The sequence below is a fragment of the Paenibacillus sp. FSL R7-0652 genome (genome assembly GCF_038595045.1).
Classification (GTDB): Bacteria; Bacillota; Bacilli; order Paenibacillales; family Paenibacillaceae; genus Paenibacillus.
This window is the reverse complement of record NZ_CP152001.1, coordinates 345,001-360,618: the sequence shown is the minus strand read 5'-3', so window position 1 is coordinate 360,618 and position 15,618 is coordinate 345,001. Positions and strand designations below refer to the sequence as shown.

Sequence of the window (15,618 nt, the reverse complement as noted above, 5' to 3'; positions counted from 1 at the left end):
TGCCAGAGCTGTTTCTTACACTATGATGATAGTTTGTAATCTGGTGGGGGATTGAGTTGTAACAGCAGTAAGCAAATTTTAACATATTTAAGGGCACGGAAAATGCAGAGGGCGAAAGGGGATCTGCGTCAAGATACGAGTTTCATACACCAGAGAACTACACACTAGGAGGAAATTTAGATGAAGCTCAAACCCAAATTAATGGCAATGTTTCTGGCCGCTGTGCTAATTACTGCACTGCCTCTTGCCCTTCTCGGACTATACCAGATCGAAAATCAAGCCTCCCGTAATGTTGACTCTCTTCTTCATGGATTAATGAATTCAGCAACTAACCAATTGGAAGGCTGGATTACCACCAATGCCAAGGTCGTGGAAACCTTAGGCTTTATTATTGAGCAAGCCGTTCCTGAAGGCACGCTTACAGAAGATTATTTTAAAATAATGAACATGGGCACTAACAAAGAGAATCTATCTGATCTTTATTTTGGCTCCGAAAAAGACGGCACCTTCTTGAATGGATCGGATTGGTCCCCGGACTCTGGCTATGATCCCCGTAAACGCCCATGGTATGAAGAAGCCAAATCGTCGTCTGATCTAATATTCTCTGATCCTTATCAGGATTTGATGACTAAAAAGGTTGCTGTTTCCATGGCTATGCCCGTGCATAACAAACAGGGTAACCTGGAAGGTGTGGTTTCAGGCGTTCTACTGCTCTCCACCCTGACAGACACGGTCAAAAAGATAAATTTGGACGGACTCGGGTACTCCTTCCTAATCGATAAAAATGGGATGCTTCTAGCCCATCCGGACGCTAATATGGTGAACACTTCTGTCAAAGATAATCCAGAACTTCGCCCTTTTCTGACAGATATGCAGAGCAGTGCTTCCGGAGAGCGTCCATTCCATTATAACGGTGAAAACTACCTGTTATTCTATAACCAGATTCCGAGTACAGGCTGGGTAATTGGTTCAGTAATTTCAGAGAAACTGGCCTACGCTGAATTTTACCAGCTGCGCAATAACTATATTTTAATCATTGGCGTGACAATATTGGCTGTACTGGCCGGGGCTTACTGGATTGCTTCGGTCTTCATCAAACCTTTGAGACAGCTTCATCATACCTCCATACAAATGTCGGAAGGTGACTTCACAGGAAGGGTTACGGTGAAGGGAAAGGATGAGTTTGCCGAACTCGGCAGAGCATTTAATCAGATGTCCGATCAACTTGGCATGCTGCTGCGGCAAGTCTCCCGCTCCGCGGATCGGGTACATTCCATCTCAGGTGAGGTGCAGGAGCACACGGAAAATACGAAACGAATCTCAGAGCAGATCTCGATTGCAGCGGATGAGCTGGCTCAAGGATCCAGTACACAGGCTGAATCGGTGTATGATGGATCTGGGCGCCTAGCGGTTATAAGTGACGGTGTTGGCGAAATTAACCACAGTGTAGAACAATCCGTCGAGATGATGCAGGATGCCGCTGAAGCCATGCTGGCAGGTCTACATGCCGTTGATCACCAGGTTGAACTGGCAGACGGCAACCGTCAATCCATCGACCGTGTAGGTGAATCCATTATGCTGCTGACAGACAAGTCTCAGAAGATTGAGGGGATCGTCGCTATGATACAGGGCATTGCTTCTCAAACAAATCTCCTTGCACTGAACGCTTCTATTGAAGCAGCCAGGGCGGGAGAACATGGACGCGGCTTCGCCGTCGTAGCGGAGGAAGTCCGTAAGCTCGCTGAGCAATCTGCTCACTCCGCTAAAGATATCTTTATGCTTCTGAATGAAATTCAGACAGCCAGCAGCATGAGCGTTAATGAAGTGCGCACGGCTGAACAAGGTATGGAGCAGCAGGTCGCGGCTGTTCATGAGATGCGTGAATCGTTCATCCGTATTCAGCAATCGATTGAGGGGATCGAAACTCAGTTGATACAGGTATCCTCCGCAACCACGGAACTGGATGATAATGCAGGCAAAGTGGCCGAGGTCATCTCCAGCGTTGCCGCTATGTCGGAGCAAAGCGCAGCTTCAACGGAGGAAGTCGCTTCCTCCACACAGGAACAATTCAATTACATTACCAGCATCTCTGAACGCTCGAATGAGCTGGCTGAACAGTCCAAAGCACTGGCAGCTGAAGTGAGAAAGTTCAAAGTGTAGTATGAATTGTCCTGCAGCTGAGCAGACTTGACCGAGCTAGGATAGCGTTAATCAAATTGGAGTTAAAACGGAAACGGACCAGAAATCAGAATGAAGGTACAGCAAATAGACCTCAACGTCCACCACAAGGTGTGAGCTGAGGTCTATTTGCTGTAATTACTAACTCTGAACTGCGGGCGCCCGACCTGCCGAATCCCGAACTACAAGTTCAGGCTTGAGCACAATTTTCAGCGCCGCTTTCTGTTCGTCCTTCAGTCCAGCCTTGAGTTCATCAATAAGCAGATCAACCGCGTAACGTCCAAGCTCCTCAATAGGCTGAGCAATCGTGGTCAGCGGCGGGCTGGTCACAGAAGCCAGGATCGTGTTGTCAAAACCGATAATGGATACATCCTCTGGAACACGCAATCCGCGCTCTTTAGCCGCTTGAATTGCTCCAATCGCTTGTATGTCATTACAGCAGAACAATCCTGTAGGACGATGCCGCTCGCCAAGCAGTCGCAGTGCCTCTAGTTTGGCAGATCCCAGATCAGCAGCCGATTCCCGAATCTGATCAGACTCAAGTACATATCCTGCCTTGTTAAGAGCTTCGCGGAACCCACGTACCCGCTCCTGGCTGCTGCTGACTTTGGACGGCTCGGACAAAACAGCCAGACGCGTATGCCCAAGCTCAAGCAGATGCTGTGCGGCAAGTTCACCACCAAGCTTATCATCGATTGTGACCGTATGTACGGACAGGGCAGGCATATGGCGGGCAATCAGCGCAACAGGCATGGACTGCTGCAGCAGCGGTGATAGAATCTCGGCATTCTCGATCCCGGTTCCGATCATCATGCCGTCGACTCTTTTTTGCTGCAGCAGATTGAGATACCGCTCTACCCGCTCGTCCTTATTATCCGTACTGCAAATTACCACACTGTACCCCAACTGTCGGCTTCGATCTTCCACGGCTCGAGCCAGCTCAGCAAAATACGGATTGGATATATCAGGTACGAGCAGACCCAGCGTGTACGTCTGTTTGCCCGTCAAGGCAGCAGCAATCGCACTCGGTTGATAATGAAGACGATCCATAATCTCCATGATCTCGGCACGCCGTTTCTCGCTGATTTTACCTTTGCCGTTAATGACCTGCGAGACGGTAGCAATCGATACCCCCGCCTCGCGTGCTATATCGTAAATGGTTGCTTTCATTGTTTTTCCCCATTTGTGCTATATATAAGTTCATTATACATAGATGATTATTCTCTTCTTATTATGAAGGGGGAATACTGCTTGCGCAATGTGAAGACAGAATTACTTTTACTTTTTACTTTTTGAATAACCACTCATGGTCAGGATCATTATGGAACTTCCAAGTCCGCGTTGGACCTGCCATCACATTCAGATAATAGACTTCATACCCCGGAGGGGCACCTACCGGGTGATACCCATTCGGCACAAGCACGACCTCACCGTTCTTCACGGCCAGCGTCTCATCCACGGAACGGTCATCGGTATAGACACGCTGAATGGCAAATCCCTGCTCCGGCTGCACGCGGAAATAATACGTTTCCTCCAGCAATGATTCATCCGGCAGCGCATCCCGATCATGTTTATGCGGCGGGTAGCTCGACCAGTGACCATCCGGTGTGAACACCTCAACAACCAGCAGGCTGTCTGCTTCTTTTTGCTCCGGTAAAATGTTATGGATATGACGCTCCAGATTACCATAACCGCGGCCTTCCACACCTACATCCTCAGGGGCAATCAAACGCGACGGATACGTGCCTTTACCTGGGGCAGCACAGATCGCAATCTCAAGCTCGGTAAGTGCTGTAATCTCTACCTGATCTGCTGTGGACACATAGACCGAATACGGCGGAATTTTTTCGAAAACGCTCATACGTTTTCCTATGTTTTCCCATACTTGATCGCGGGTGCTTACATTCGCAAGACCGCTCAGAAGCACCACACATAGCTCCTGTTCTCCGCTCTCCCGGCTCAGCTTCTCCCCTGCTGCCAGCTTCGCTACCTGAAATCCGACGTATTCCCAGCCCGCAGACTCCGGAGTCACGGTTAACAGCGTTCCATCTGCCTCCGGGTTCACAGCAGGTTTTACGATAAGTTCTGACATGCTGTCATTCACTCCTTCCGTATTCATCTAATCTAATCTGAATTGATCCTGTATGACGTGATCGCTTATTTTTAACTGATCATAATCATAGAATCTGTCATGCTGCTTCTGTTTTTTATTGGGCTGCTGACTGTGTCTCGCGTGATGCACCCGGAACCTCTACCATCTTCACAGGTCTTCCCTGCTCCATAGACATCTTGGCTGCCAAAGCGATCCGCTCCGCCTGTACTGCATCATTACCGTCTACAATGACAGGTTTATCATGAATGATGGCATCGATGAAAAGAGCAGTCTCCTGCACATACGCTTCATTGTAACGTTCCAGGAAGAAGTGAAGTGGTTTGTCGCGCATCAGTCCAGCTGCTGTGCTGATCTCCGCTGTATTCGGATGATCATTATCCGCCGAAGCGCTGCCCAGCGAACCGAATACTTCCACACGTTGATCATATCCGTACACGGCCTGACGGCTGTTGTCGATCACACCAATTGCGCCATTCGCAAACGTTAACGTAACGATGGCTGTATCCACATCACCATGTTCTGCGAATACCGGGTTAATGAGTACTTTGCCTTTGGCGTAAACTTCCTCTACTTCACTGCCGGACAAATAACGGGCCATATCGAAATCATGAATCATCATATCCATGAAAATTCCGCCGGACACCCGGATGTACTCCGCAGGCGGCGGGCTCGGGTCACGTGAAGTAATCTTGAGAATATGGGGATCGCCAATTGTGCCTTCCAGCACATGTGAGCGCACTCTTCTAAAATTGTGGTCGAAGCGGCGGTTAAATCCGATCTGAAGCTTCACGCCAGCCTTTGCTGCAGCCGCTACAGCCGCTTCCGTCTGGGACAAGTCCATACTTACCGGCTTCTCACAGAAAATGTGTTTACCCGCTTGGGCTGCCTGTTCAATCAAAGGTACATGTGTATCTGTTGAAGAACAGATTAATATGGCATCAATATCTGGCATGGCAATCAATTCACTGCTGTCTTTGGTAACAACAGAGATACCACGTTCGGAAGCCCAAGCCTCCAGTTCGGGTCCTGCAAATAAATCACTGATCGCTGCAATCTCGGCATGCGGGTTGCGCAGCAGGTTGTCTGCGTGGATTTTGCCGATACGTCCAGCACCGATGATGCCAATTCTTACTTTGTCCTTGCCCATTCCGTTATCCTCCCTATTTGCATCCCTAAGGTGTCTGGGAGCTGAGCATTCACTCAGCCCCCTTTTGTGCATATGCGCTGTGCTTTAGACGATTACCAGCGAGTGGTTACCATTTTCTTGCGAGTGTAAAACTCAACACCATCGGTGCCATTAGCATGCAGATCCCCATAGAAAGATTTCTTCCAACCGGAGAATGGGAAGAAGGCCATCGGTGCAGGGACGCCCAGGTTCACTCCGAGCATGCCTGCATCAATCGTTTCACGGAACTGACGCATATTCGCACCGCTGCGCGTGAACAGACATGCTCCGTTTGCAAAGTCCGAGCGATTCGCGAGTTCTACTGCTTCTTCCAACGTTTCAACTCTTGCTACGGATAGTACTGGAGCAAAGATTTCATCTTTCCAGATTTTCATCGTGCTGTCTACATGGTCAAATACGGTTGGCCCTACAAAATAACCGGAGCCGTCTGCCGCCTGATCCTTGCGCCCATCACGAATCAATGCTGCGCCTTCCTGTTCACCCGATTCAATGTATCCCAGCGTACGCTCTTTGTGAGGACCACGGATAACCGGACCCAGGAATACGCCTTCGTCCATGCCGTTACCGATGTTGATCCGGTCAGCTGCTTCCACCAGCTTTTGCACCAGAGCATCGGCCACATCGCCAACAGCAACAACTACAGAACAAGCCATGCAGCGTTCGCCAGCTGATCCAAAGGCCGCACTTGTGATCTCTTTCACGGTCAGATCAAGGTCAGCATCCGGCATAACGATGGAGTGATTTTTCGCGCCAGCCAGTGCCTGAACACGTTTACCGTGTGCGGAAGCTGTTTTGTAGATATATTCTGCAACAGGCTGTGAGCCAACAAAGGAAATGGCAGCTACTTCTTTGTGTTCCAGCAGTCCGTTTACAACGTCATGTGCACCATGAACGATGTTAAGCACGCCGTCAGGCAGCCCTGCTTCTTTGAAAAGTTCTGCCAAACGTCCGGCCAGGAGCGGAGTACGCTCGGACGGCTTCAGAACAAATGTGTTACCGCAAGCAATCGCCAGCGGGAACATCCAGCAAGGCACCATCATCGGGAAGTTGAACGGCGTGATTCCTCCGATGACCCCGATTGGGTAACGGTACATGCCTGATTCCAGTCCTGTAGCGATGTCAGGCAGCTGTTTGCCCATCATGAGGTTCGGGGCACCTGCCGCGAACTCAACGCACTCAATACCGCGTAATACTTCGCCATAAGCTTCCGCATAACTTTTGCCATTTTCCAATGTAACCAGTTTGGCCAGCTCTTCCCAGTGCTCTACCAGCAGCTGCTGATAACGGAATAGAATGCGGGCACGGCGAGGAACCGGTGTGGTGCTCCATGATTTGAATGCTGCCCGTGCAGCCTGCACTGCCTGATCGACATCGGCTTGTTCAGACAGCGGCACGTAGGCAATAATCTCTTCTGTTGCCGGATTAACGACTGCTTCAGTTCGTGTTGTCGTCGGGGTTACCCAAGTACCCCCGATCCAGTTCTGTACATTCGTCACTGCTGCAGATGCTTCTGAAGTTCCTTTTCCCATGTGTGCTGTCTCCCCTCGTTTATGTGCATCACTTGCTTGTAGAATGCTGTATTTTATAATTGACTGTGCAGTTCATTAAGATGGAATAATTTCGCCCCGGTCACAGCGTTCGATATAATCATTTACCTGCTCTACGGTTGGCATCGCGTCAGAACAGCTGTGGCTGGAGATAACAATACTTGCTGCCGCACTTCCGTAGCTCATACTGCGCTCAATCGTCCAGCCCTGCATTAAGCCGTAGAGGAATCCTGCAGCGTATGAATCGCCTGCACCGAACGTTTTCACAACACGAGCAGGGTAACTGTTAGCCCGATGTGAGAGCCCTTCACGTGTATATGCGATGGAGCCTTCTTTTCCGTGCTTGATGACAACAATGTTGGCTGAAAAATCAAACCATTTTTGTGCTGTCACCTGATCGCTATGATCCGGATTATTTTCAAATGTCTCCATCATGTCGAACTCTTCCCGTGTGCCCAGGATGATATCGCATTTCTCGGCAGCGAGGTTATAATAAACGGCTGTCTCTTCATCCGAAGTCCACGTGTATGGACGGTAGTCCAGATCAAACACGATGACCGTGCCATGTTTTTTCGCGTAGGTCAGGGCTTGAATGACGGCTTCCCGTGATGGACTCTGCGCAAGAGCCGTACCGGAGATCAGCAGCACTTTGGAATCCGCAATCAGCTGCTCCTGTACCTCGCTGGCCTGTAATAACAGGTCTGCTGCATTATCCCGGTACATCAGGATACTGCAATCTGTGGGACTCTTAATTTCGGTAAAAGCAAGTCCGGTTACTGCCCCGGTGTTGTCGGTCACTACATTGGAGGTTTCGATCCCGTTCTTCTCCAGATAGCTTTGGATGAATCTGCCCATCTGGTCACCTGCAATTTTGCCGATGAAAGCCGTTTCCATTCCAAGTCTGGACATGCCGATCGTAATATTGGCCGGAGAACCACCAACGTATTTGGTGAACGTCATTGTCTCTTCCATCGGACGGTTGATCTCATTGGCATTCAAGTCAATGCACAAGCGGCCAATGGCAGTAAAATCCTTTTTCCTCGATGCTGGAAAGGATACATAAGTCATTGTGTTTGAGCCCCTTTCTATGGTGGAATCTCGTTTGATTAGGAGATGATATCTACTCCAATGACATGAATTGATGTTGGATCATTCTTCTTTGCTGCATATAAAATCTATTTTCGCAATTATAGATGCTCGATTGGTTAACTGTCTTCAGCGCTGGTAGAGAGACTCCATGTAGCTCAGGGAACGTTTTGCATACTCATACGGATTATGAATCGCAGGGTCCTGCTCTCCTTCCAGCATCGCCCAGCCGTTATATCCACGAGTGATCAGTTCCTGCAGAATGGGTGCAAAATCAATGCATCCATCTCCTGGTACAGTGAATACCCCCCTGCGAATACAGCCAACAAAGTCTGATTGCTCCGCTCGTGCCTGATCCAGCACATCCGGGCGAATATCCTTCAGATGGATATAGGCAATCCGGTCGTAATGTTTACGCAGTACCTCAAGCGGATCAGCGCCGCCATAGTAGGCGTGGCCTGTATCAAAAAGCAGGTATACTAGAGAAGGATCTGTCAGCTCCATTAAACGATCAATTTCCTCTGGTTGTTCGACAACTGTGCCCCCGTGATGGTGATAAGTGAGCTTAAGTCCGTACTCCTGAGCAATGGCTCCGGCCTGGTTCAGGCCTTCAGCAAGAATATGCCATTCGGCATCGCTGAGTCTAAGCACTTCTTTTTCATGCGGTGTCCGTCTTGGATCAAAGTGAAGTGACCCTCCTACCTCAGCTGTGCTGATCACCTTGCTGCCCATGGACTGAAGGAATTCCGCGTGTCTGCGATAGTCGTCCAGCTCTGCTTGGCGATATTCTGGATCGGAGAAGAGCACTGATTTCCACTGCGAGATCAGATTAATATTTCGCTTGCTCAGCTCCTCACGCAGTGCAGCGGGGTCGGTCGGATATTTGCGTCCCATCTCAGTACCCGTCAATCCCAAACGCTGAATATCGTCCAAAATTTGGGCGCATGTTGTATCATCACCATGTTCTTTTACATCTTCGCCGACCCAATTGATCGGATGAATCCCAAGCTGGAATGGCAGCTTGCTCATGATTCCACGGCTCCTTTTGTTGTTCAGCTTTGTTAGACCTTGTGGATCTTGTTACATAAATATGGAATAAATGCAGGATTATCTGAATAGCAGACTAAACAAGTTTTGCTTTGCCGCGATTTGTTCTCATCGCCTCATGGGCACGAACTACCTTTTCCTCAACAGATACTTCAGGTACGCCGACATTCCACCATGACTCATATCCGCCTGTATTGGTTCCAGGGACGACAGGGATCTCAATCAACGTAGTCACCGTTTCATTTTTGGCATCACGAAGTGCCTGCTCCAGCTGTTCAGCGGTTTCCGCTCGATAAGCTTTCGCTCCCATACTGCGAGCATGAGCCGCAAAATCCATCGGCATATAATCGCCAGTCAAACGTCCGCTCTCTGCATCTCTGTAGCGGAACTCGTTACCAAATCCATCACTGCCGTGTTCACGCTGCAGATTATGAATGCACTGGAAGCCGTTATTGTTAAATAAGAGGACTGTCATCTTCTTCTGTTCCTGCAAACTGGTAACCAGTTCGGAATGCAGCATCAGGTAACTGCCGTCTCCTACCATGGCGTATACTTCGCGATCGGGCTCTGCAAGCGCTGCGCCGAAGGCACCACTAACCTCGTAACCCATACAAGAGAAACCGTACTCCATGTGGTATGTTTTCGGTTCAGCCGAACGCCACAGGCGGTGTAGGTCTCCCGGCAGGCTTCCTGCCGCACATACAATCACCGATGATGGATCAATTGTCTGATTTACTATACCAATGGCTTTCGTCTGTGCCAGCCCGGCTTCATGCTCGGCAGCGTAGAGACGATCCACTTCGGTATTCCATTGATTACGAAGATCAGCAACCTCAGATGAACCATATGCACTGCGGTACTGCTGTGCTTGCAATTCCTTCTGCAATGTTTGTAACCCCTCACGTGCATCTGCCAAGATGGCTTCTCCGCCTAACTTGGCGGCATCCATGCTGTTCAGGTTAATATTAATAAATTTTACTTCAGGGTGTTGAAAAGCGGCATGTGACGCCGTAGTAAAATCAGAGAATCTTGTTCCTACACCAATCACCACATCTGCTTCTTTCGCCAAGCGATTGGCTGCCAGAGATCCGGTAACCCCGATAGCCCCCACATTAAGCCGATGGTCCCAAGATACTGCACTCTTGCCTGCCTGCGTCTCAGCAATCGGAATACCAAAGCTCTCCGCGAACTCGATCAGTTGTGCGGATGCTTCAGAGTACAGTACTCCACCGCCTGCAACGAGCAGCGGCTTTTTGCTGCTGGCAATCTGCTGCACTGCACGTTCAACAGCCGCCGGAACAGGAGGCCGGCGATCCAGGTAATGTACCTTCCGGGCGAAGAATGCCTCCGGATAATCATATGCTTCTGCCTGTACATCCTGAGGCAGTGCCAATGTGACAGCTCCTGTCTCGGCCGGGTCAGTCAGTACACGCATAGCATGTGTGACAGCAACCATGAGCTGTTCCGGACGCACGATGCGATCCCAGTATTTGCTGACCGCTTTGAACGGGTCCGTAGCGGATATCGTATAGTCGCTGCTTACTTCAAGCTGCTGCAGTACCGGGTCCGGCTCACGTGTAGCAAAGTTATCTCCAGGTAAAAGCAGTACCGGAATCCGGTTCACCGTTGCTGTCGCTGCCGCAGTGATCATATTTAATGCACCAGGGCCGATCGACGTTGTGCAGGCATAAATCTGCTTACGATTCTTTTGCTTGGCATAAGCAGCAGCTGTATGCACCATGCCCTGTTCATTTTTTCCCTGTATATAAGTCAGACTTCCAGGACTCCGCTCCAAGGCTTCACCAATCCCGGTTACGTTCCCATGTCCAAATATTCCGATAATGCCTTTAACAAACTTGGTTTCTACCCCATCTACCGAAATATACTGCTGATCCAGGTATCGAAGTAGGGCCTGAGCCATCGTTAATCGAATTGTTGTCATGAATTAATCGTCATCCTTTCCTTTACGGGTTAAGCGCTTAATCTAAGTTAAGTTTAAGCGCCTTACCCCTAAAGGTTAAGCGCTTAATTTATATGGTATTACAGGCTGGGTATTTTCGCAAGCTATTTTTGTAAGCGTTTTATTAAAATTAGTGATTATTAGCGTAAACAAGTTGGAGAATATGGAGTTTTAAACGCTGTTCTCTCTTTGATTGCGAAGACAAGATATAGAGTAATATGAGGAGGATGAGTCAACGGTTCTATTATCTTCTGATATGCTTTCTTCCGTAGAGGTAAAAACACGCTGTTGAACAGGTGACATTCACTCATGGGTATTCATGGACTTAACACGAGGGAGTAGAAGGTATGGCTGAAGGAAAGTACCTGAAGAGTTATAATGAAGACTCCCCTATGCATAGCGGGTACACAATATAGGAATAGGGAATTAGACTTTTTCACGCAAAAAAAGAAAGAGACAGCAGATCCTGTCTCTTTCTTCTTCATTATATTAAGCGGGTGATGGGAATCGAACCCACGCTATTAGCTTGGAAGGCTAAAGTTCTACCATTGAACTACACCCGCATAAACAAAAAAATCGGGATGACACGATTTGAACATGCGACCCCCTGGTCCCAAACCAGGTGCTCTACCAAGCTGAGCTACATCCCGTTAGACATACCGGCGAGAGGACTCGAACCTCCACGGTTTCCCACTCGATTTTGAGTCGAGCGCGTCTGCCATTCCGCCACGCCGGCGTAGATTAGATTAAGTTATAATGGCGCGCCCTGAGAGATTCGAACTCCCGGCCTTTTGATTCGTAGTCAAACGCTCTATCCAGCTGAGCTAAGGGCGCAAATATTGGAGCGGAAGACGGGAATCGAACCCGCGACCCTCGCCTTGGCAAGGCGATGCTCTACCGCTGAGCCACTTCCGCAAAATAAGGGATGCGCGTGGAGGGACTTGAACCCCCACGTCAAAGACGCTAGATCCTAAGTCTAGTGCGTCTGCCAATTCCGCCACACGCGCATATAGTAAAAGTGAGTCATGAAGGATTCGAACCTTCGACACCCTGATTAAAAGTCAGGTGCTCTACCAGCTGAGCTAATGACTCATATAAGAAAACTGGTGGAGGATGATGGATTCGAACCACCGAACCCGTAAGGGAGCAGATTTACAGTCTGATGCGTTTGGCCACTTCGCTAATCCTCCATAAAGTGGTGCCGGCGAGAGGACTTGAACCCCCAACCTACTGATTACAAGTCAGTTGCTCTACCAGTTGAGCTACACCGGCGTATCAAATTGTTGTTTACATGGTGGCTCGGGACGGAATCGAACCGCCGACACGAGGATTTTCAGTCCTCTGCTCTACCGACTGAGCTACCGAGCCATATTAAAACTTACTCCAAGATACATTTCATCCCTGAAGCTTGTAAAGATGGCGGAACCGACGGGATTCGAACCCGCGATCTCCTGCGTGACAGGCAGGCATGTTAGGCCAACTACACCACGGTTCCAGATCACTTTCGGTTAGGAAAGCTGCAATTGCGGGGGCAGGATTTGAACCTGCGGCCTTCGGGTTATGAGCCCGACGAGCTACCGGGCTGCTCCACCCCGCGTCATTAATAAAAATATATGGTGGAGGCTGAGGGGATCGAACCCCCGACCCTCTGCTTGTAAGGCAGATGCTCTCCCAGCTGAGCTAAGCCTCCGTAATATGACCCGTAGGGGATTCGAACCCCTGTTACCTCCGTGAAAGGGAGGTGTCTTAACCCCTTGACCAACGGGCCTTAATGGCTCCCCGAACAGGACTCGAACCTGTGACAACTCGATTAACAGTCGAGTGCTCTACCAACTGAGCTATCAGGGAATGGTGGAGCCAAGCGGGATCGAACCGCTGACCTCCTGCTTGCAAGGCAGGCGCTCTCCCAGCTGAGCTATGGCCCCTCTTATTTAGTTACTATGGGCCTTGGTGGACTCGAACCACCGGCCTCACCCTTATCAGAGGTGCGCTCTAACCAACTGAGCTAAAGGCCCCTATCATTCGAAAAAAAATACCCCAACGGGGTTCCGCTTGGCGGCGTCCTACTCTCCCAGGACCCTGCGGTCCAAGTACCATCGGCGCTAGAGGGCTTAACGGTCGTGTTCGGGATGGGTACGTGTGGAACCCCTCCGCCATCGCCACCAAACGCGATTGGATCGAAGTTGTACTTCTTTCCATTCAGATGAAACTGAAAACCAACCACACCTTAAGGGATGTACCGATTTTCATGTCATTCAGAGTGTTGTTCTCTGAAAACTAGATTCGAAACGAAACTCACGCGACTCAAAACCTGCTATTGGATAAGCCCTCGACCGATTAGTACTGGTCAGCTCCATGCATTGCTGCACTTCCACCCCCAGCCTATCTACCTCGTCGTCTTCAAGGGGTCTTACATACTGGGAAATCTCATCTTGAGGGGGGCTTCACGCTTAGATGCTTTCAGCGCTTATCCCGTCCGTACATAGCTACCCAGCGGTGCTCCTGGCGGAACAACTGGTACACCAGCGGTACGTCCATCCCGGTCCTCTCGTACTAAGGACAGCTCCTCTCAAATTTCCTACGCCCACGACAGATAGGGACCGAACTGTCTCACGACGTTCTGAACCCAGCTCGCGTACCGCTTTAATGGGCGAACAGCCCAACCCTTGGGACCTACTTCAGCCCCAGGATGCGATGAGCCGACATCGAGGTGCCAAACCTCCCCGTCGATGTGGACTCTTGGGGGAGATAAGCCTGTTATCCCCAGGGTAGCTTTTATCCGTTGAGCGATGGCCCTTCCATGCGGTACCACCGGATCACTAAGCCCGACTTTCGTCCCTGCTCGACTTGTAGGTCTCGCAGTCAAGCTCCCTTATGCCTTTGCACTCTTCGAATGATTTCCAACCATTCTGAGGGAACCTTTGGGCGCCTCCGTTACTCTTTAGGAGGCGACCGCCCCAGTCAAACTGCCCACCTGACACTGTCCCCGTACCCGCTAAGGGCACCAGGTTAGAACCTAGATACGATCAGGGTGGTATCCCAACGGTGCCTCCACACAAGCTGGCGCTCATGCTTCAAAGGCTCCCACCTATCCTGTACAGATCGTACCCAAATTCAATATCAAGCTGCAGTAAAGCTCCATGGGGTCTTTCCGTCTTGTCGCGGGTAACCTGCATCTTCACAGGTATTAAAATTTCACCGGATCTCTCGTTGAGACAGCGCCCAAGTCGTTACGCCATTCGTGCGGGTCAGAATTTACCTGACAAGGAATTTCGCTACCTTAGGACCGTTATAGTTACGGCCGCCGTTTACTGGGGCTTCGGTTCACAGCTTCGGATTGCTCCTAACCACTCCCCTTAACCTTCCAGCACCGGGCAGGCGTCAGCCCGTATACTTCGCCTTACGGCTTCGCACAGACCTGTGTTTTTGCTAAACAGTCGCTTGGGCCTTTTCACTGCGGCCCCCTCGTGCTATTCACACTACCGGGGCACCCCTTCTCCCGAAGTTACGGGGTCATTTTGCCGAGTTCCTTAACGAGAGTTCTTCCGCGCGCCTTAGAATTCTCTTCTCGCCTACCTGTGTCGGTTTGCGGTACGGGCACCTTCATCTGGCTAGAGGCTTTTCTTGGCAGTGTGAGATCATGACCTTCGCTACTGTAATTTTCACTCCCCATCACAGCTCAGCCTTATGATGTGCGGATTTGCCTACACATCAGCCTTACTGCTTGGACAGGCATCCATCAGCCTGCGTCACTACCCTACTGCGTCCCCCCATCGCTCGTAACGATTTACGGTGGTACAGGAATTTCGACCTGTTGTCCTTCGACTACGCCTTTCGGCCTCGCCTTAGGTCCCGACTTACCCTGAGCGGACGAGCCTTCCTCAGGAACCCTTAGGCTTTCGGCGGATCAGATTCTCACTGATCTTTTCGTTACTCATACCGGCATTCTCACTTGTATGCTCTCCAGCGCTCCTTACGGTACACCTTCAACGTACATACAACGCTCCCCTACCCCTGATGCAAGCATCAAGCCATAGCTTCGGTGGTGTGTTTAGCCCCGTTACATTTTCGGCGCAGAGTCACTCGACCAGTGAGCTATTACGCACTCTTTCAATGATGGCTGCTTCTAAGCCAACATCCTGGTTGTCTGTGCAACTCCACATCCTTTCCCACTTAACACACACTTGGGGACCTTAGCTGATGGTCTGGGCTGTTTCCCTTTTGACAATGGATCTTAGCACTCACTGTCTGACTCCCGGAAGTAAGTCTATGGCATTCGGAGTTTGACTGAGCTTGGTAACCCTTGCGGGCCCCGCACCCAATCAGTGCTCTACCTCCACGACTCTGTTTTCCGAGGCTAGCCCTAAAGCTATTTCGGGGAGAACCAGCTATCTCCGAGTTCGATTGGAATTTCTCCGCTACCCCCACCTCATCCCCGCACTTTTCAACGTGCGTGGGTTCGGGCCTCCAGTGCGTGTTACCGCACCTTCACCCTGGACAG

8 protein-coding genes, 17 tRNA genes and 2 rRNA genes (1 of these 27 only partly in view) are annotated in these 15,618 nt (G+C 50.2%); 1 reads left to right on the top strand and 26 read right to left on the bottom strand.

Going from position 1 to position 15,618, the window contains the following annotated elements; all coding sequences use genetic code 11:
• The first annotated feature begins 180 nt into the window (after positions 1 to 180).
• Complete coding sequence (locus tag MKY97_RS01670) at positions 181 to 2,160, top strand: methyl-accepting chemotaxis protein (protein WP_342553823.1); 1,980 nt, start codon at positions 181 to 183, stop codon at positions 2,158 to 2,160.
• 159 nt (positions 2,161 to 2,319) lie between these two features.
• Here MKY97_RS01670 and MKY97_RS01665 read toward each other — a convergent pair whose 3' ends face one another.
• The 26 genes from MKY97_RS01665 to MKY97_RS01540 all read right to left on the bottom strand — a co-directional run.
• A complete protein-coding gene (locus tag MKY97_RS01665; protein WP_342553822.1) occupies positions 2,320 to 3,348 on the bottom strand; it encodes a LacI family DNA-binding transcriptional regulator in 1,029 nt (342 codons plus the stop codon).
• Between the two features lie 115 nt (positions 3,349 to 3,463).
• Positions 3,464 to 4,270 (bottom strand): 5-deoxy-glucuronate isomerase, encoded by an 807-nt coding sequence (iolB, locus tag MKY97_RS01660; RefSeq protein ID WP_342553821.1) that lies wholly within the window; start codon positions 4,268 to 4,270, stop codon positions 3,464 to 3,466.
• Between the two features lie 115 nt (positions 4,271 to 4,385).
• Positions 4,386 to 5,438, bottom strand: coding sequence for an inositol 2-dehydrogenase (gene iolG / locus MKY97_RS01655; protein ID WP_342553820.1), 1,053 nt, complete (start codon positions 5,436 to 5,438; stop codon positions 4,386 to 4,388).
• 92 nt (positions 5,439 to 5,530) lie between these two features.
• The gene (locus tag MKY97_RS01650; RefSeq protein WP_342553819.1) at positions 5,531 to 7,006 is read right to left on the bottom strand and encodes a CoA-acylating methylmalonate-semialdehyde dehydrogenase; all 1,476 of its coding nucleotides are present in this window, start codon (positions 7,004 to 7,006) and stop codon (positions 5,531 to 5,533) included.
• A gap of 75 nt (positions 7,007 to 7,081) precedes the next feature.
• Complete coding sequence (gene iolC / locus MKY97_RS01645) at positions 7,082 to 8,092, bottom strand: 5-dehydro-2-deoxygluconokinase (protein ID WP_342553818.1); 1,011 nt, start codon at positions 8,090 to 8,092, stop codon at positions 7,082 to 7,084.
• Positions 8,093 to 8,239: 147 nt separating this feature from the next.
• Positions 8,240 to 9,139: a myo-inosose-2 dehydratase gene (gene iolE, locus MKY97_RS01640; RefSeq protein ID WP_342553817.1), complete on the bottom strand. Its 900-nt coding sequence runs from the start codon at positions 9,137 to 9,139 to the stop codon at positions 8,240 to 8,242.
• Between the two features lie 94 nt (positions 9,140 to 9,233).
• Positions 9,234 to 11,099, bottom strand: a complete 1,866-nt coding sequence (iolD, locus tag MKY97_RS01635; RefSeq protein ID WP_342553816.1) for a 3D-(3,5/4)-trihydroxycyclohexane-1,2-dione acylhydrolase (decyclizing) — start codon at positions 11,097 to 11,099, stop codon at positions 9,234 to 9,236.
• Between the two features lie 510 nt (positions 11,100 to 11,609).
• A tRNA-Gly gene (locus tag MKY97_RS01630) sits at positions 11,610 to 11,680 on the bottom strand.
• A 13-nt stretch (positions 11,681 to 11,693) separates the two neighbouring features.
• Positions 11,694 to 11,767: transfer RNA gene (locus MKY97_RS01625), tRNA-Pro, on the bottom strand.
• A gap of 7 nt (positions 11,768 to 11,774) precedes the next feature.
• Positions 11,775 to 11,853: transfer RNA gene (locus tag MKY97_RS01620), tRNA-Leu, on the bottom strand.
• A gap of 21 nt (positions 11,854 to 11,874) precedes the next feature.
• A tRNA-Arg gene (locus tag MKY97_RS01615) sits at positions 11,875 to 11,951 on the bottom strand.
• 6 nt (positions 11,952 to 11,957) lie between these two features.
• Positions 11,958 to 12,032: transfer RNA gene (locus MKY97_RS01610), tRNA-Gly, on the bottom strand.
• A gap of 11 nt (positions 12,033 to 12,043) precedes the next feature.
• Positions 12,044 to 12,124: transfer RNA gene (locus tag MKY97_RS01605), tRNA-Leu, on the bottom strand.
• Between the two features lie 12 nt (positions 12,125 to 12,136).
• Positions 12,137 to 12,209 (bottom strand) — tRNA-Lys (locus MKY97_RS01600).
• Between the two features lie 12 nt (positions 12,210 to 12,221).
• Positions 12,222 to 12,307, bottom strand: a tRNA-Tyr gene (locus MKY97_RS01595).
• A gap of 6 nt (positions 12,308 to 12,313) precedes the next feature.
• Positions 12,314 to 12,389, bottom strand: a tRNA-Thr gene (locus MKY97_RS01590).
• Between the two features lie 20 nt (positions 12,390 to 12,409).
• Positions 12,410 to 12,485 (bottom strand) — tRNA-Phe (locus MKY97_RS01585).
• Between the two features lie 49 nt (positions 12,486 to 12,534).
• A tRNA-Asp gene (locus MKY97_RS01580) sits at positions 12,535 to 12,612 on the bottom strand.
• A gap of 28 nt (positions 12,613 to 12,640) precedes the next feature.
• Positions 12,641 to 12,714, bottom strand: a tRNA-Met gene (locus MKY97_RS01575).
• A 17-nt stretch (positions 12,715 to 12,731) separates the two neighbouring features.
• A tRNA-Val gene (locus MKY97_RS01570) sits at positions 12,732 to 12,807 on the bottom strand.
• Between the two features lie 6 nt (positions 12,808 to 12,813).
• Positions 12,814 to 12,885: transfer RNA gene (locus MKY97_RS01565), tRNA-Glu, on the bottom strand.
• Between the two features lie 4 nt (positions 12,886 to 12,889).
• Positions 12,890 to 12,965 (bottom strand) — tRNA-Asn (locus MKY97_RS01560).
• Position 12,966: 1 nt separating this feature from the next.
• Positions 12,967 to 13,042, bottom strand: a tRNA-Ala gene (locus MKY97_RS01555).
• Between the two features lie 16 nt (positions 13,043 to 13,058).
• A tRNA-Ile gene (locus tag MKY97_RS01550) sits at positions 13,059 to 13,132 on the bottom strand.
• 35 nt (positions 13,133 to 13,167) lie between these two features.
• A 5S ribosomal RNA gene (gene rrf / locus MKY97_RS01545) occupies positions 13,168 to 13,284 on the bottom strand.
• A gap of 150 nt (positions 13,285 to 13,434) precedes the next feature.
• Positions 13,435 to 15,618: ribosomal RNA gene (locus tag MKY97_RS01540) — 23S ribosomal RNA — on the bottom strand (it continues 741 nt past the right edge of the window).

Excerpts from the sequence above, each read along its gene's own strand:
- MKY97_RS01670 (WP_342553823.1), top strand. The coding sequence starts at position 181 with ATGAAGCTCAAACCCAAATTAATGGCAATGTTTCTGGCCGCTGTGCTA.
- MKY97_RS01665 (WP_342553822.1), bottom strand. The coding sequence starts at position 3,348 with ATGAAAGCAACCATTTACGATATAGCACGCGAGGCGGGGGTATCGATT.
- iolB (WP_342553821.1), bottom strand. The coding sequence starts at position 4,270 with ATGTCAGAACTTATCGTAAAACCTGCTGTGAACCCGGAGGCAGATGGA.
- iolG (WP_342553820.1), bottom strand. The coding sequence starts at position 5,438 with ATGGGCAAGGACAAAGTAAGAATTGGCATCATCGGTGCTGGACGTATC.
- MKY97_RS01650 (WP_342553819.1), bottom strand. The coding sequence starts at position 7,006 with ATGGGAAAAGGAACTTCAGAAGCATCTGCAGCAGTGACGAATGTACAG.
- iolC (WP_342553818.1), bottom strand. The coding sequence starts at position 8,092 with ATGACTTATGTATCCTTTCCAGCATCGAGGAAAAAGGATTTTACTGCC.
- iolE (WP_342553817.1), bottom strand. The coding sequence starts at position 9,139 with ATGAGCAAGCTGCCATTCCAGCTTGGGATTCATCCGATCAATTGGGTC.
- iolD (WP_342553816.1), bottom strand. The coding sequence starts at position 11,099 with ATGACAACAATTCGATTAACGATGGCTCAGGCCCTACTTCGATACCTG.